The following is a 13,214-nucleotide window of genomic DNA, read 5'->3' as shown; positions in this document are numbered from 1 at the left end:
TTTTTCGCATATACATTGCCTAAAATGTAGTTGTCAGACTTGGGGTCCAGGAAATATTCAAGGGTCATGAAACAAATCATTCTGGTATTACTTTTCGTAAGTCTTTCCTTCAATACCCAAGCTTCTCCTGATTGGTCTGAAGGAGTCTTGGTACCTGAAGGTGGTCGCCAAAATATTTATGAATGGTCTGAGACTGATTTCTTAAACTATCAACGCAATGGAAAGATTCATGCGCAAATCTATCCAGTAACTATCACGGGAATGCTTCCCCCGTATTTACCATTTAAAAAGCTTATTGAGTCAGATAATGGCAATCCCTTTAAAAGTTGGATTCAAGGACTTATTCAAAACGTCAGCGGATATAAGTCCTTTAACGATGTATTAAAAAACCTAGGACTTCATCCTTACCCACTTGAATCAGACACGGGTGTTTACGCAGTCCCTTATCCTCAGAACTTTCGGCCTGAAGAGTTAATGGGTTTAGGGATTATCGAAAGAAACGGTGCCAAGGGTTTCACCTTCAGCTGCGCTGCCTGCCACTCCAGCAACCTGTTTGGAAAAACTGTTTTAGGAATGACCAATCGTTTTCCGAAGGCCAATGAGTTTTTCATAAAAGCTAAAAGTGTCATGGCAGTTACTGATCCACATATTTTCCAGTACTACACCGGCGCCACTAGTGCCGAGCGAGATCTGTTAGCAGAGTCTAAAAATAATCTGCGCTTTGTTTCTTTAAAACAGCCTATTGCTTTGGGATTAGATACTTCTTTAGCGCAGGTCAGTCTTTCGTTGAATCGTCGTTCTCAAGATGGTTACGCAAGCTTTAACGAATGGTTTGCGAAGTTCCCACGCCGTGATGCCTTTTTAGATAATAAACCGGCCGATTCAAAACCTGCCGTGTGGTGGAATTTAAAATATAAAAATCGCTGGTTATCTGATGGCAGTGTGGTCAGTGGTAATCCGATCTTCACAAATATTATTTGGAATGAAATTGGCCGTGGTTCTGATTTAGTTGAACTTGAAAAGTGGCTTGATGCGAATTCAGAAATCATCAAAGACTTAACGACGGCAGTTTTTTCAAGTGAAGCGCCACTGATCACAGACTTCTTCCCTGCAGAAATGATTGATCTTGATCGCGCTAAAATCGGTGAAGGCATTTTCAAAGCCAATTGCGCAAAATGCCACGGTAATTATGACAAAGCTTGGAATGCACCGGGCTCTGAAAATTTGCCTTTAGTTGCGCAGTTAAAAACGACGAAAGTTCGTTACAAACAAACGACTCCAGTTGTCGATGTTGGCACAGATCCTTATCGCCGTTTAGGAATGAAGTCCCTTGAGCAACTGAACAACCTTGAGATTTCTAAAAGAAACAACATCCTAATCAAAGCGCAAGAAGGCTACGTGCCCCCACCACTAGTTGGTATCTGGGCACGCTGGCCATACTTCCATAACAACTCAGTTCCAAATCTTTGTGCGCTTCTAACCCCAGCGGCAAAAAGACCTGTCGCCTATTATTCAGGTGATGCGATAAATCCAGCCACCGATTTCGATTTCGAGTGTAACGGGTACCCGCTTGGCAATAAGACGCCAAAGGCATGGAAAACCGCAGAACATCACTTCGATACTCGCAAGAAAGGCATGGGAAACATGGGTCATGATGAGCGCATTTTTGTCAAAGATGGCGTGGAAATCCTTTCACCCGAAGACAAAAAGAACCTGATTATGTTCCTGCAAACCCTATAGTTTTCAGCCATTTAACTTACCTGGCTTAAACATCTGTTTGGGCCATTGTTTAAACTTTTGTCGGTTTAGAAATTATTCCTTCGGGGACAAGAACTATCTAAGAACATCTTAGGCCCGTGCTAAAACTAAGGCATGAAAAAACGTGCTTTCTTCACTGCCATTTTATCGCTGTTTGTTTCGCTAGCCGCTTCAGCTGAAGAGTACGCATTCACGCGCGGAATCCTTTTAGCATTTGATACCCGCGATCACCAAGCCTGCGAAATGGCGACCTTAAGAGTGAAAAGCATGGCACCCAAAGCCGACCTTAAGGCTCTTTGCGCCCAGGACGGAAGAAAACCAATTTCGGTCATCCTTGTTTCTACTCCCGTATCAGAGTTCGATTTTACAACGGAAGATTTAAAGGCAAAAAAAGGAAACAGTCTTGCGATCAAGCTTAGCGATTCTTCAATCATTGACCAAGAAACTTTCATTTTGATTTCAGACACTGAAGAGCTGGATCATACATTGAAGATCATGAACCATAAAAAAACTCAGGCAGTATCGCAAATAAGAATGGCTGAATTGAGCGCTTTGAGTGTTCTAAATTATAAACTGTTCTCGGTGCCTTTCGTGCTTCGTTCTAAGGGCTCTAAAGTTGAAACGTTAAATAAGTTCGCAGCAATGCTTGAACGTAAGGCAGTAAGCATCGGTCAAAATATTGAAGTAAGCTCTGAAGAAGAAGAGCCCTTTACTGTGGATGGAAATATGCTACCAAGCATTGTAAAGCTTCTTACCACCATTAAATCCATTTCGGTCGATCTGCCTAAGGATTGCGACAAAGGCTGCAAAAGCGATAAAAGCTTTGGCTTGTCTATCGCGCTTAAATTTCGGTTCTAATTCCGTTTTTATTTGCCTTTTTAATGACCTTCTGTGGCAAAATTTATTGACTCTGTCCCGCTAAGAGCTTATCCAAGAGCCCTCATAAAAGGGACGCTAACATGAAGAGATTATTCATCTTTATTCTTCTCATTGGTTCAACAGCAATGGCTGGAAGAGTTGATGAAATCGGTATTATGGCTATGGAAGACGCGGAGTTCACTTTGGGCTTAAACGCTTTCATGAATTACGAAGTCACTTACCAAGATTTCACCACTCCAGAAAAAGAACATGACCTAGCGGTGAAAACCGAAATCACTTTAAACAAAGTGGATGGAACGAAGCATGTGTGGACATGTGTCACTCAATTCGTTAAAACTCCCAAGTTCTTCGAAATCACAAAAACAGACTGTTTATAAATAAGGAGATACCATGGCTATCGAACAAACATTCTCAATCATTAAGCCAAACGCGATGAAGAAAAACGCTATCGGCGACATCATCAGCATGTTTGAAGCAAACGGCTTGAAAATCGCTGCTGCTAAAATCACTATTCTTTCTAAAGCTAAAGCTGAAGAATTCTACGCTGAACACAAAGAGCGTCCTTTCTTCGGTGAACTAGTATCTTTCATGACTTCTGGTCCAGTTGCTTTGATGTGCCTTCAAGGTGAAAACGCAGTTCTTAAAAACCGCGAAATCATGGGTGCTACTGATCCTAAAAAAGCAAACGCCGGAACAGTTCGCGCTAAATTCGGTGACAACGTTGGTGAAAACGCAGTTCACGGTTCTGACAGCGCAGCTTCTGCAGCTCGCGAACTTGCTTTGTTCTTCGAAAAACACGAGATCTGCAACGTATAGTTTTTAAAACTAAGATACAGATTTTTGTTTCTTAATAAAAAAGGGAGCCACAAGCTCCCTTTTTGCTTCTATGCTGAATGCATATTTCACAGTCGGGTAAAGGATTTTAAGTGTTAAGCCGCGGTTCACAAATTAACGTCACCATTGAAAAGATGGCCATCGGTGGCGCTGGTATCGCTCGTCATGAGGGAATGGTTTTGTTCATTCCGCTTGCGGCGCCAGCAGATGAACTTACGGTTGAGATCACTTTAAAAAAGAAAAATTTTGCTGAAGCGAAGATAGTTAAAATTCTTAAACCCGGACCTTCACGCAGAACTCCGCCGTGTCCCGTCGCGCTTGTTTGTGGCGGGTGCAATTGGCAACAAATTACTGAAGAAGAACAACGGTCGCAAAAACAACAACTGGTATTAGAAACTATTCAGAAATTCAACCGTGGTGTTGAGTTTGAATATCTTCCGATTAAAGCAAGTCCTCGCAGTTTACGTTACCGCAATCGAATTCAACCCAAATTTAAGAATGGAAATTTCGGTTTCTTTGCACGAAACTCCCACGCCATAGTTGATATTAAAGATTGCCCTATTACTGAAGAAGACCTAACCGCGAAGTTTCCTGAAGTGCGTGCTTTTGCTGAACAGAAACGATCTCAGGATTTGCTAAAACTAGAAATGTATATCGCTGAAGAAGGTGATATTCGCTACGGCTTGATCACTGATGACGACGACGGTGTTGGTTTTTCCCAAGTAAACCGTTTTCAAAATGAAGACCTTGTTGCCACTGCCTTAGAATGGGCTGGTGATTATTCATATAAAAACGTGTTCGATCTTTATGCAGGTTCGGGAAACTTCACTTTCCCTTTAGCTGCAAAATACTCTATCGCAACCATTCATGGGGTTGAGCTTAATCCAAAACTAGTCGAAAGGGCTAAGTCCAGGATTGGAAATAAGCCCATTAAGTATTTTCTTTCAGATGTAGAAAATTATATGAAAAAGGCGGTCATCGGCCGCGAAGACCTGGTGGTATTAGATCCTCCTCGCGCGGGAGCAAGTGAAGAAATTATGAAAAAGCTTGCTCAAACCCCACCAAGAAAAATTATCTACATCAGTTGTCACCCCGTTTCCTTAGCCCGTGACTTGAACTGGCTTTTTGCCTGGGCACAGAAACTTGGAAAATCATTTAAACTATCGCGGGTTCAAACGTTCGAGATGTTTCCGCAGACAGACCATGTTGAGACTATTGCTGAGCTGGTGGTTGACTCTTAATCCTCTAATGATACCTTTTTATTCATGCGTAAATGGATTATCGCTATCAGCTTGCTTTCACTCTTAGGCTGCGCCAGTCAAAGTAAGCAAAAAAAAGAAAAAGCAGAACTGTTTTTAAGAATGGGAATTTCCCAACTTGAAAGTGGCAATTACCCTTATGCCCTTAGGGACCTTTTAAAGGCTGAAGAACTTGATTCTGACAATGCCGTCATTCAAAACAATTTAGGTTTGGTTTATTTTTTCAGAGATCGCCAAGATTTAGCGTCGAAGCATTTGAATAAAGCTCTTGAAATTGATCCTAAGTACACCGAAGCCCGAAATAATCTTTCGCGTGTGTTAATTGAAAAGGGGCAATTTGCCGAAGCCGAAAAAGAGCTGAAAATAGTTTTAGATGATCTCACTTATCCCAGTCCGGAAAAAGCCTATATAAATTTGGGCTTGGCTAAGTTTAATCAAAAGGATTACTCAGGCGCTCGCAAAAGCTTTATCAAGGTGCTTGAAAATACACCTGATGATTGCATTTCAAACACATATGTTGGTCGAAGCTATTTTGAGGCTGAAGATTATCATAGAGCTAGTGAGGCGCTGGACCGCGCCATCAGTTTTTGTCAAAAAAGTTTATACGACGAACCCCATTACTACAGTGCTTTAGCTTACTACCGCCTTGGCGAAAAATCTAAATCTCAGACGCGGTTTGAAGAAGTGGTGAAGTATTATCCTAATGGCAAATACCGTGATAAAGCTAAAGGTATGCTAAGTTTGCTGCGAAAGGGACACTAATGAAAAAGACCGGTGAAATCTTAAGGAAAGCGCGTGAAGAAAAAGGCTTATCCCTACACGAAATCGGCCTTTCTCTTAAAATCAACAGCAAGGTTTTAAAAGCAATTGAAGAAGCCGATGAAGTGCATCTTCCGGCAAAAACTTTTTTGCGCGGCTTTGTACAAAGCTACGCAAACTTTTTACATTTAGATTCAGATAAAGTTTTAGAAATTTTCTATGAAGAAATGGGTTCGACAAAACCTAAGCCTTACCTGCGTCCTACTGAAACTGTGACCCCACCTGCAGAGACAGCGGGGGTTCCGCAACCGACTGTTCCTGCTGCCGATTCAATTGCAAAAGAAGCTCCCGCGAAGGAAGTACCAGCCAAGGAAGTTGCTGCTAAAGAGGCGACAGTAACGCCTATCCGTGTGACCCCACCGCCTTCTTCAAAAAAATCTGATTTAAAATCTTTAAACGAAAGCAAAACAACCCGTAACGTAGCCATTATTATCGTTGGAGTTGTTTTAATCGGTCTTATTCTTTTCACCAAAAAGATGATCGATAAATATTCAAAAGAAGCCGAAGTACCAAGCAATGAAGTTGCTGAAACCATGGAAGGCGCAACTCCGGTTGTACCTGAAGCTCAGAATACAACCTCCGATGTCGATGCTGACACAGAAGCTTCACCCAGCAGCAATGGTGCGGCAATCAGTGCTCTAACAACTCCAGCTACTTCCCCTACGATTTCTACTCAAGCTCCGACGACCTCGGCTACTGCGACCACAACAGCGACGCCGGCAGCTACTTCCACGGCGGCAGCTAAGCCGACTATGACGGCCACGGCTTCGCCGTCGCCAACCCCAACTACAACGGCAGCTGCGACTCCTACAGCGACACCGACACCGACTCCGACACCAACTCCAACGCCGACCCCCACACCAAAAGAGGCAAAACCTGTAGAACTCATCGTTGAAGCCTTAGATTCTGTTGAAATTGAGTACTCTGCTCCAAACGGAAAACCGCAAAAGATAAAACTCTCAGCAGAACAAGTTCATACTTTTAAAAGTAAAAGTGGTTTAAAAATCGGTTTCTCTAACGGAGGCGCCGTCAATCTTATCTTGAATGGTAAAGAAGTCGGAATTCCTGGCGACCTTGGGAAACCAATTAGATTGAGCTACTAGTCTTGAAAGACCTTCGCCGCCTTTGGCTTATAAGTTTATTAGTTAAGTTGGTGCTTTCTGCGCTTATCCCACTAAGCGCAGATGAAGCTTATTACTGGGTGTGGGCCCAGCGTTTGCAGTTAAGTTATTTTGATCACCCACCCATGGTAAGTTGGCTTTTTTCTATCGGGCAATTCCTAGAGCCCCTGATGCATGCCGTTCGTTGGCCCGCGGTGATCTTGGGGCATCTTACGATCACAGTATGGTACTTCATTCTTAAAGATAAGATCGATTTAGAAAAACTGAAGTTGTGGGTTTATCTTGTTCTGTTTTCCCCGTTATTAGGTTTTGGTTCTTTGATCGTGACCCCTGATTTACCGGTCGTATTTTTTTGGTCTCTTTCAATTTTATTTGCGATACAAGCACTTGAACAAAAGTCATTGGGTAAGTATCTAGCTTTAGGCGCCGCCTTGGGACTTGGGTTTTGCGCAAAATATCACATCGTCCTTTTTGTGCCGTGCCTGTTAGCCTATTTATTCGCTGAAAAAAAATGGAAAGAAGTAAGACCTTTAGGCGTGCTTCTTACGATCATAACGGGGCTTATCTTTTGTGCTCCGGTTATATTATGGAATATTCAAAATGATTTTGCTTCATTTGAATTTCAACTTAAACACGGGTTAGAGCGAGAAGGATATTCGCCAAGTTGGACAATCACCTATGTGTTGGGTCAAATAGTTATATTATTCCCACTTGTTGCTTGGGCTGCTGTTAAGGCTAAAGTTCCAAATCCTTTAAGATGTTTAATATATTTTGGTTGGGGGCCTTTGCTCTTCTTCCTTTTGACATCCTTTAGAGCTTTAGTTGAAGCCAATTGGCCTATCATCGCTTACCCGGCAATGTTGGCTTTGGCGGTTTTTCACCCAAAGATTCGCAGCTGGCTTCGATATTACGTATTTTTCTGGGGCACAATAACGTTGCTGGTGATCGCAACGCTTTTCATTCCAAAGCTTCGAAATTTAAGTGATAAAGTTGCTGAACCGTTTGTGTTTCAAGAATTAAGTACACTTACACGGGATTATTCTCCACTGTACGCAAGCTCCTATCAAATGGCTGCGTCCCTATGGTACTTTAGCAAAGTTCCTGTATTTAAATTAAAAGGTATTAGCCGCTTTGATTTTTTTGACACTCTTCCAGAAGCGGTTCCTTCCGATAGAAAGTTTTATTTAGTTAAACGTCAGGGAAATGGTTTACCTTCGTGGCTTTCCGAACAACAATGGCAGTATCGAGAAGTTAAGATTATTTCTCCTGACTTTGTAGTGTTGGAATTTTATAAGCCATGAAATCCATAGTTATATTTTCATTTCTTTTGGTATTTTATTTCTTGTACGGATTTTACATAAATCAGTACGAAGTGGGCGTCATTCCTTCGCAAATCACCCGTGAACATGCACGCAGTTACAACGACTATAAAGGTGTCATCAATGTTCATACGGATTTAAGTAGCGGATCAGCATCACCTCCGTTTGTTATCACTTCGGCAAAATTAGCTAATTTGGATTTTCTATTTTTCACAGATCTAAATTTGTTTGATATGTCGACGTCAGTTGAATCCTACCATGGCAATATTCTGGTTTTTTCTTCCGGTAAGTATAGTTACTTGGATTCACGCCTGATTTACTATTCGCTTCATCAAGAAAGCATTGGCGCGAACATGGGGGATGCACAAGTCAAACTTGCCGATTTGCTTTCGCAAAGGACGGGCGCCAACAAAGAAACCCTTACGATTTTAGCCCACCCTTATAAGGCCGGATATTCATGGAGCGGAGAAATTCCTTCAGGATTAGATGGCTTTGAACTTTTAAATTTAAAAAGCTTATTAAACCGCGCCTGGGACGAATCCAAACTATCCACCATCTGGAGTTTATTAATCTATCCCTTCAATCCTCGTCTGGCATTTATTCGGCTTTATACTGAGCCGACAGACGAGATCGCTTTGCTAGATAAGCTCAGCACGAAACGAAAAATTTCCGTCTATGCAGGAACTGAAGCCTCTGCCAGGGCAATTCCATTAGCCAATTATTTCATTCGTTTTCCAAGTTATAAGCGGTCCTTCGAATTTATGAGCAATCACATATTGCTTAAGTCAGAACTTACCGGAAGCTTTAATAACGACAGAACGAAAATTTTTAACTCTTTAAAAAATGGAAACTTATACGTCGCTTTAGATATGCTTGGTGACCCGAAAGGCTTTGTTGCCACACTTGAAGATGATGGTAGAAGTTACCTGATGGGAAGTGAAGCCAAGTTTTCAAAGAACATGAAACTGAAAGTCAGCTTGCCGGCGAAACCTCGCGACTTTTTTGAAATCATTATTTTTAAAAATGGTGAAGCTGTATCAAAACAGAATAATCCAGATGTTGAATTTAACGTCACAGAGCCTGGCACTTATCGTGTGCAAGTTCGAGTCAGTCCGATGCTACCACTTCCGGATGCAAAAAAATGGATCACGTGGATTTACACGAATCCCTTTTACGTTCTTCCTTAATTCGATTTTTTGATTTCAACCACTAAGTGGTCGTGCGGTTTTAATTGGCAGGCTAAACGTTCATGGTCGGGAAATTTTCGGTCCTCGGCCATCTCTGATTCTATTTCGGTGCGTGGCTCAAGGGATTCAATCCCATTTACGATATGCACCAGGCATGTTCCACAGGTTCCGTTTCCGCCACAGGTGTGATTTAAGGGAATTTTTAGGCGAAGAGCGACGTCTAAAACGCTTTGGTCTTTTTGACTCACCAAGACATCGTGGTGATCAGGCAAAATGCTTATGGAAATTCCAGACTTAGGCTTCACGCTGAAGAACTCCTTTAATGACCCACTCTTTTGTTGAAACAGCCCTTTCCATTTTGTATCAATAAATCCATGAGATTCATAGCTTTTGACTTAGAGACCACCGGTACAGTTCCTGGAGTAGATCAAATCGTTGAAATCGGAGCCGTGCGCTTTGTTGACGGCAACCCTGAGGCGATATTCGCAACACTGGTTGACCCACAACGTCCTATTCCTCCTGGTGCCTCTAACGTGAATGGTATTTTTGATAATATGGTTAAGGGGAAACCACTTATTGAAAGCATTCTGCCGTCATTTGCAGAGTTCTGTGGCGATGATATCTTGGTCGCTCACAATGCTCCGTTTGATGCGCAGTTTTTAACTTCTGATATCAAAAAATATGAATCAGCTGCACCGAAGGGCCTTATCCTAGATACTTTGCCAATCGCGCGTAAAGTATTCCCAGGCTTACCAAACTACAAATTAGGAACTTTGGTTCAACACTTAAAAATTCCAACAACAGATTTCCATAGAGCTGAAGAAGATGCTTCTTACTGCGGTCACTTGTTTCACCAAATGATCAAAAGAATTTCTATCGGCGGTCAACCACCACAAATCGTGAACCTTGTGGCGTTGACTGGAAAACCTGAATTGCGTTTCCCACAGATCGTACGCCAACCAAAACAAATGGATTTTTTCGGGGTTTAATTTTCACAAAATAGAAACGATCAAAAGCAGTCAGCCGCGAGGGGGAAAGATATTCCCGCAGCGCAGGCGTAGCAGCACTACCTCGGAGCGAGGACAATGTCTTTGCAACGAAGTGGATGGCTTCTTTTCATCGTTTCCGTCTGCGGAGCTATTCCTTTGCTTTATGAGCGATAGGATATCTGCGACCTCGTCCAAACGAATGCTGCGACACTTTTAAAATTGGAGGCGCCTGCCAACGTTTAAACTCTGAACGCATCAACATCGGTAGTAACCACTTATCGGTTGCATTCTTAGTAGGCGCGCATTTTTCGACAAGATCACTTACTGATTTATCTAAAACATCATACGGAGGCAGCGAATCTTGATCCGTTTGATTCGGGCGAAGCTCTGCCGATGGAGCGCGATCGATGATTTCTAGAGGAATAAGTTCTGATTGCTGATTATAGAATCGCGCCAGTTCGTAAACTTGGTTTTTTAATAAATCACCCAGGGGAGCTAAACCCCCGCACATATCCCCATAAAGAGTTGAATACCCAGCTGCATACTCACTTTTATTACTTGTTGTAAGCAACAGACTATTTTCTTTATTTGAATAGGCCATCAACGTTATACCGCGCAGACGGGCTTGCAGATTTTCATGAACTAAGCCGAAATCTTTTAGGCCTAAGTTTTTTTCTAATGACTTCACCACGTCTTCGTAAAGTCCGCCTAATTCAACGATCTTAAAATCAATTCCTAGATTACCAGCAAGATCCCTTGCTAAGGTTAGACTTTTTTCAGCATTAAAAGGCCCAGGCAGGGCGATGGCAGTAACATTCGCAGGTCCTAAGGCATCGACCGCTAAAGCAGCAACCACTGCTGAATCAATGCCACCGCTTAATCCAAAGTGCACTTTTTTTAAACCGGTTTTAATGCAGAAGTCGCGAATTCCCAAAACAAGGGCACGACGTAGCTCTTCCGTTTTTGGAATTTTAGGTGTTGTGTTCCAGGTTTCAGAAGTTTTTAAATCAATAACATTGATGTCTTCATCAAACTGCTGACAAGAAAGAATTTTCTTTCCGTTCTTATCAATAACAAAGCTGCCGCCATCAAAAATAATTTCATCTTGGGCACCAACCAAATTCACATACATCATTGGTGCTTTAAAGTGCTGCGCCGTTTTTGCTGTAACAAATTCACGCTGCTTCATTTTACCAACAAAATATGGGGAAGCGCTGATGTTGATAACTAAATCAACCTTCTGCTTTTTTACTTTGGTTAATGGATTATAACGGTAAGGGGATTGTCCCTTTGCGTTTGGCCAGGCCCAAATGTCTTCACAGATCGTAAGAAAGAATTTTTTACCTTTCCACGTGAAGTAGTTTTTTGAAACGTCACCAACTTCAATGAAACGAGCTTCGTCAAAAACGTCACCAGTTGGTAAGAGTTGTTTATGAAAGAAACGAGGTTTCTGTCCCTTGGCCACAAACACGGCACTGTTATAGTAAGGTCGGCCCATTTTTTCAGGGTTTTTTGTAATCAGACCGAAAATCACACCGATATTAGCGGGAATTTTTTTTACTAAATCTTTTAATTCGGCTTCTTGTTTTGCGACGATTTTTTCGCGTTCTAACAGATCAAAGGGATGATAACCAAACAGAGCACATTCTGGGAATACAACAAGTTCGCATTTTCTTTGCTGAGCTTGCTGGATGAAACTTAAAATTTTTTCTTTATTTGAAGAAAAATCACCAAGAACAGGATTTATTTGGGCTAGAGCTATTCTCATTCCACCAATATACGCCCAGAAAAGCCGTCTTGGTAGCCGTGCCAGTGATTAATTTCAACTTCTGGATACTTCCAGCAGAAATAACCATCACCATTATCAAAATCCGCCATCCAAAGGCCCTTGGGTGAAGCGCCTAGCTTCTGTAATTTTCTCTGCCAACGATCAATGATGGCGTTGATTTCTAGTTCAATAAGCCCCACTGAGGGGTGGGATTTGTCAGAAAATGCTTCGATTTTATTTATTTGGGATTTCACTTCGCGCGATGAATCGTCAGTCATGCGGTAGATCAACGGCAGGAGCGCGCGAGCTTCCTGTAACGTGAATATATTTTTGCGATTGATTTCAACCACATTTTCCAACTGAAGATCCCCCATCCGCAAGTTCGATGAAGGCTGTATCTATTAAAGCAGAGCGTGTTTCAACTAATTAACGCAATGACAGACAACTTAAGAATTTATATGAAAAAAAGCTAAACGCAGTCAGTTATTTTTCTAAGCTCTTCGACATTTGCAAAGCTTGACCACCTATGAAAATGACAAGCGCAATTACGATACAGGCGATAAATAAATAACGTATAAAATTTCCAATCGTAAGTGGTTTCTCCTCTTGAATTTCCACTTTTGCCTCTGGTTTTTTCACGATTGTTTTTTTCGGCGGTTGAGAAATTCCGTCGTTAGTAACAATTGTTTTTCCTGTTCCGTCAGCTTTCTTGGCAAGCTTCTTTTTTTCTTCATCAGTTAAACCAGTAATCGCGATAGAAGAAATTTTTCTTCCTGGGCCGATGGAACGTGTGTTGTTGTTTGAAGCTCTGAAAAATCCGCCGTTGGCTCCTCCGTCTAAAGCAATTTCTACAACTTTTCCGTTGGCCGCTTTAGATCCCCCTTCGACACCAGAAGAAGGACGTCGACGATTTATATACGAACCGCCCCGTCGAGAATTTGAACCCGCGTAAGTGCTATTGCTGCTGCTAGAAGATGAAGAATCGGAAGAATCAGAACTTCCCGAGCCCTTGTTTGATTTACTTGAATCGCTGCCACTGCCTTTTCCGCTATTCACCGGAGGCCGACCCGCAGTCAAAGTGGCATCAGCAAATTTTTTATTACATTCACTATCTTCTTCAACCGGTGAAGGATTTTGCGCACTAAAAGACGGAAGCTCGCCGTATTCAAGCAAACAGGCCGTGTACTTTCCCATATAATTATTGATGAAATCTCCGAAGGGTTTAAATATTGAGTTCATTAGCAATAACACTAAGGAAACGGAAATAATCAACATCAGGAC

At 42.0% G+C, this 13,214-nt stretch carries 14 protein-coding genes; 10 read left to right on the top strand and 4 right to left on the bottom strand.

Going from position 1 to position 13,214, the window contains the following annotated elements; all coding sequences use genetic code 11:
- The first annotated feature begins 66 nt into the window (after positions 1-66).
- The 9 genes from MNR06_RS12315 to MNR06_RS12275 all read left to right on the top strand — a co-directional run bounded on the left by MNR06_RS12315 (position 67) and on the right by MNR06_RS12275 (position 9,176).
- Positions 67-1,740 (top strand): c-type cytochrome, encoded by a 1,674-nt coding sequence (locus tag MNR06_RS12315; RefSeq protein ID WP_243536468.1) that lies wholly within the window; start codon positions 67-69, stop codon positions 1,738-1,740.
- Positions 1,741-1,872: 132 nt separating this feature from the next.
- Positions 1,873-2,616 (top strand): hypothetical protein, encoded by a 744-nt coding sequence (locus MNR06_RS12310; RefSeq protein ID WP_243536465.1) that lies wholly within the window; start codon positions 1,873-1,875, stop codon positions 2,614-2,616.
- Between the two features lie 101 nt (positions 2,617-2,717).
- A complete protein-coding gene (locus MNR06_RS12305; protein ID WP_243536463.1) occupies positions 2,718-3,014 on the top strand; it encodes a hypothetical protein in 297 nt (98 codons plus the stop codon).
- 13 nt (positions 3,015-3,027) lie between these two features.
- Positions 3,028-3,453, top strand: a complete 426-nt coding sequence (gene ndk, locus MNR06_RS12300) for a nucleoside-diphosphate kinase (RefSeq protein ID WP_243536461.1) — start codon at positions 3,028-3,030, stop codon at positions 3,451-3,453.
- A gap of 110 nt (positions 3,454-3,563) precedes the next feature.
- Positions 3,564-4,712 carry a class I SAM-dependent RNA methyltransferase gene (locus tag MNR06_RS12295; protein ID WP_243536459.1) on the top strand — a complete coding sequence of 383 codons (1,149 nt, stop codon included), beginning with the start codon at positions 3,564-3,566 and terminating at the stop codon, positions 4,710-4,712.
- Positions 4,713-4,736: 24 nt separating this feature from the next.
- Positions 4,737-5,492, top strand: a complete 756-nt coding sequence (locus MNR06_RS12290; RefSeq protein WP_243536457.1) for a tetratricopeptide repeat protein — start codon at positions 4,737-4,739, stop codon at positions 5,490-5,492.
- On the top strand, positions 5,492-6,652 hold the full coding sequence (locus MNR06_RS12285) for a helix-turn-helix domain-containing protein (RefSeq protein ID WP_243536455.1): 1,161 nt from the start codon (positions 5,492-5,494) through the stop codon (positions 6,650-6,652). Before MNR06_RS12290 ends, MNR06_RS12285 begins: the two co-directional genes overlap by 1 nt.
- Before the next feature lie 2 nt (positions 6,653-6,654).
- Complete coding sequence (locus MNR06_RS12280; protein ID WP_243536453.1) at positions 6,655-7,971, top strand: ArnT family glycosyltransferase; 1,317 nt, start codon at positions 6,655-6,657, stop codon at positions 7,969-7,971.
- Positions 7,968-9,176 (top strand): CehA/McbA family metallohydrolase domain-containing protein, encoded by a 1,209-nt coding sequence (locus tag MNR06_RS12275; RefSeq protein ID WP_243536451.1) that lies wholly within the window; start codon positions 7,968-7,970, stop codon positions 9,174-9,176. Before MNR06_RS12280 ends, MNR06_RS12275 begins: the two co-directional genes overlap by 4 nt.
- Here the strand turns inward: MNR06_RS12275 and MNR06_RS12270 are convergent.
- The gene (locus tag MNR06_RS12270) at positions 9,173-9,481 is read right to left on the bottom strand and encodes a 2Fe-2S iron-sulfur cluster-binding protein (RefSeq protein ID WP_243536449.1); all 309 of its coding nucleotides are present in this window, start codon (positions 9,479-9,481) and stop codon (positions 9,173-9,175) included. The two genes, MNR06_RS12275 and MNR06_RS12270, sit on opposite strands and share 4 nt — an antisense overlap.
- A gap of 69 nt (positions 9,482-9,550) precedes the next feature.
- Here MNR06_RS12270 and MNR06_RS12265 point away from each other — a divergent pair, with 69 nt between their 5' ends.
- Positions 9,551-10,165 (top strand): 3'-5' exonuclease, encoded by a 615-nt coding sequence (locus tag MNR06_RS12265; protein WP_243536447.1) that lies wholly within the window; start codon positions 9,551-9,553, stop codon positions 10,163-10,165.
- 148 nt (positions 10,166-10,313) lie between these two features.
- Here the strand turns inward: MNR06_RS12265 and MNR06_RS12260 are convergent, their stop codons facing one another.
- The 3 genes from MNR06_RS12260 to MNR06_RS12250 all read right to left on the bottom strand — a co-directional run bounded on the left by MNR06_RS12260 (position 10,314) and on the right by MNR06_RS12250 (position 13,172).
- Positions 10,314-11,933 carry an NAD+ synthase gene (locus tag MNR06_RS12260; RefSeq protein ID WP_243536445.1) on the bottom strand — a complete coding sequence of 540 codons (1,620 nt, stop codon included), beginning with the start codon at positions 11,931-11,933 and terminating at the stop codon, positions 10,314-10,316.
- Positions 11,930-12,307, bottom strand: a complete 378-nt coding sequence (locus MNR06_RS12255) for a DUF2203 domain-containing protein (protein WP_243536443.1) — start codon at positions 12,305-12,307, stop codon at positions 11,930-11,932. The genes MNR06_RS12260 and MNR06_RS12255 overlap by 4 nt, the downstream gene beginning before the upstream one ends.
- Positions 12,308-12,416: 109 nt before the next feature.
- Complete coding sequence (locus MNR06_RS12250) at positions 12,417-13,172, bottom strand: hypothetical protein (RefSeq protein WP_243536441.1); 756 nt, start codon at positions 13,170-13,172, stop codon at positions 12,417-12,419.
- Positions 13,173-13,214: the final 42 nt, after the last annotated feature.

The sequence above is a fragment of the Bdellovibrio reynosensis genome (assembly GCF_022814725.1).
Lineage (GTDB): Bacteria > Bdellovibrionota > Bdellovibrionia > Bdellovibrionales > Bdellovibrionaceae > Bdellovibrio > Bdellovibrio reynosensis.
The sequence above is the reverse complement of the archived record's forward strand: the minus strand, read 5'-3'. Positions and strand labels throughout refer to the sequence as shown.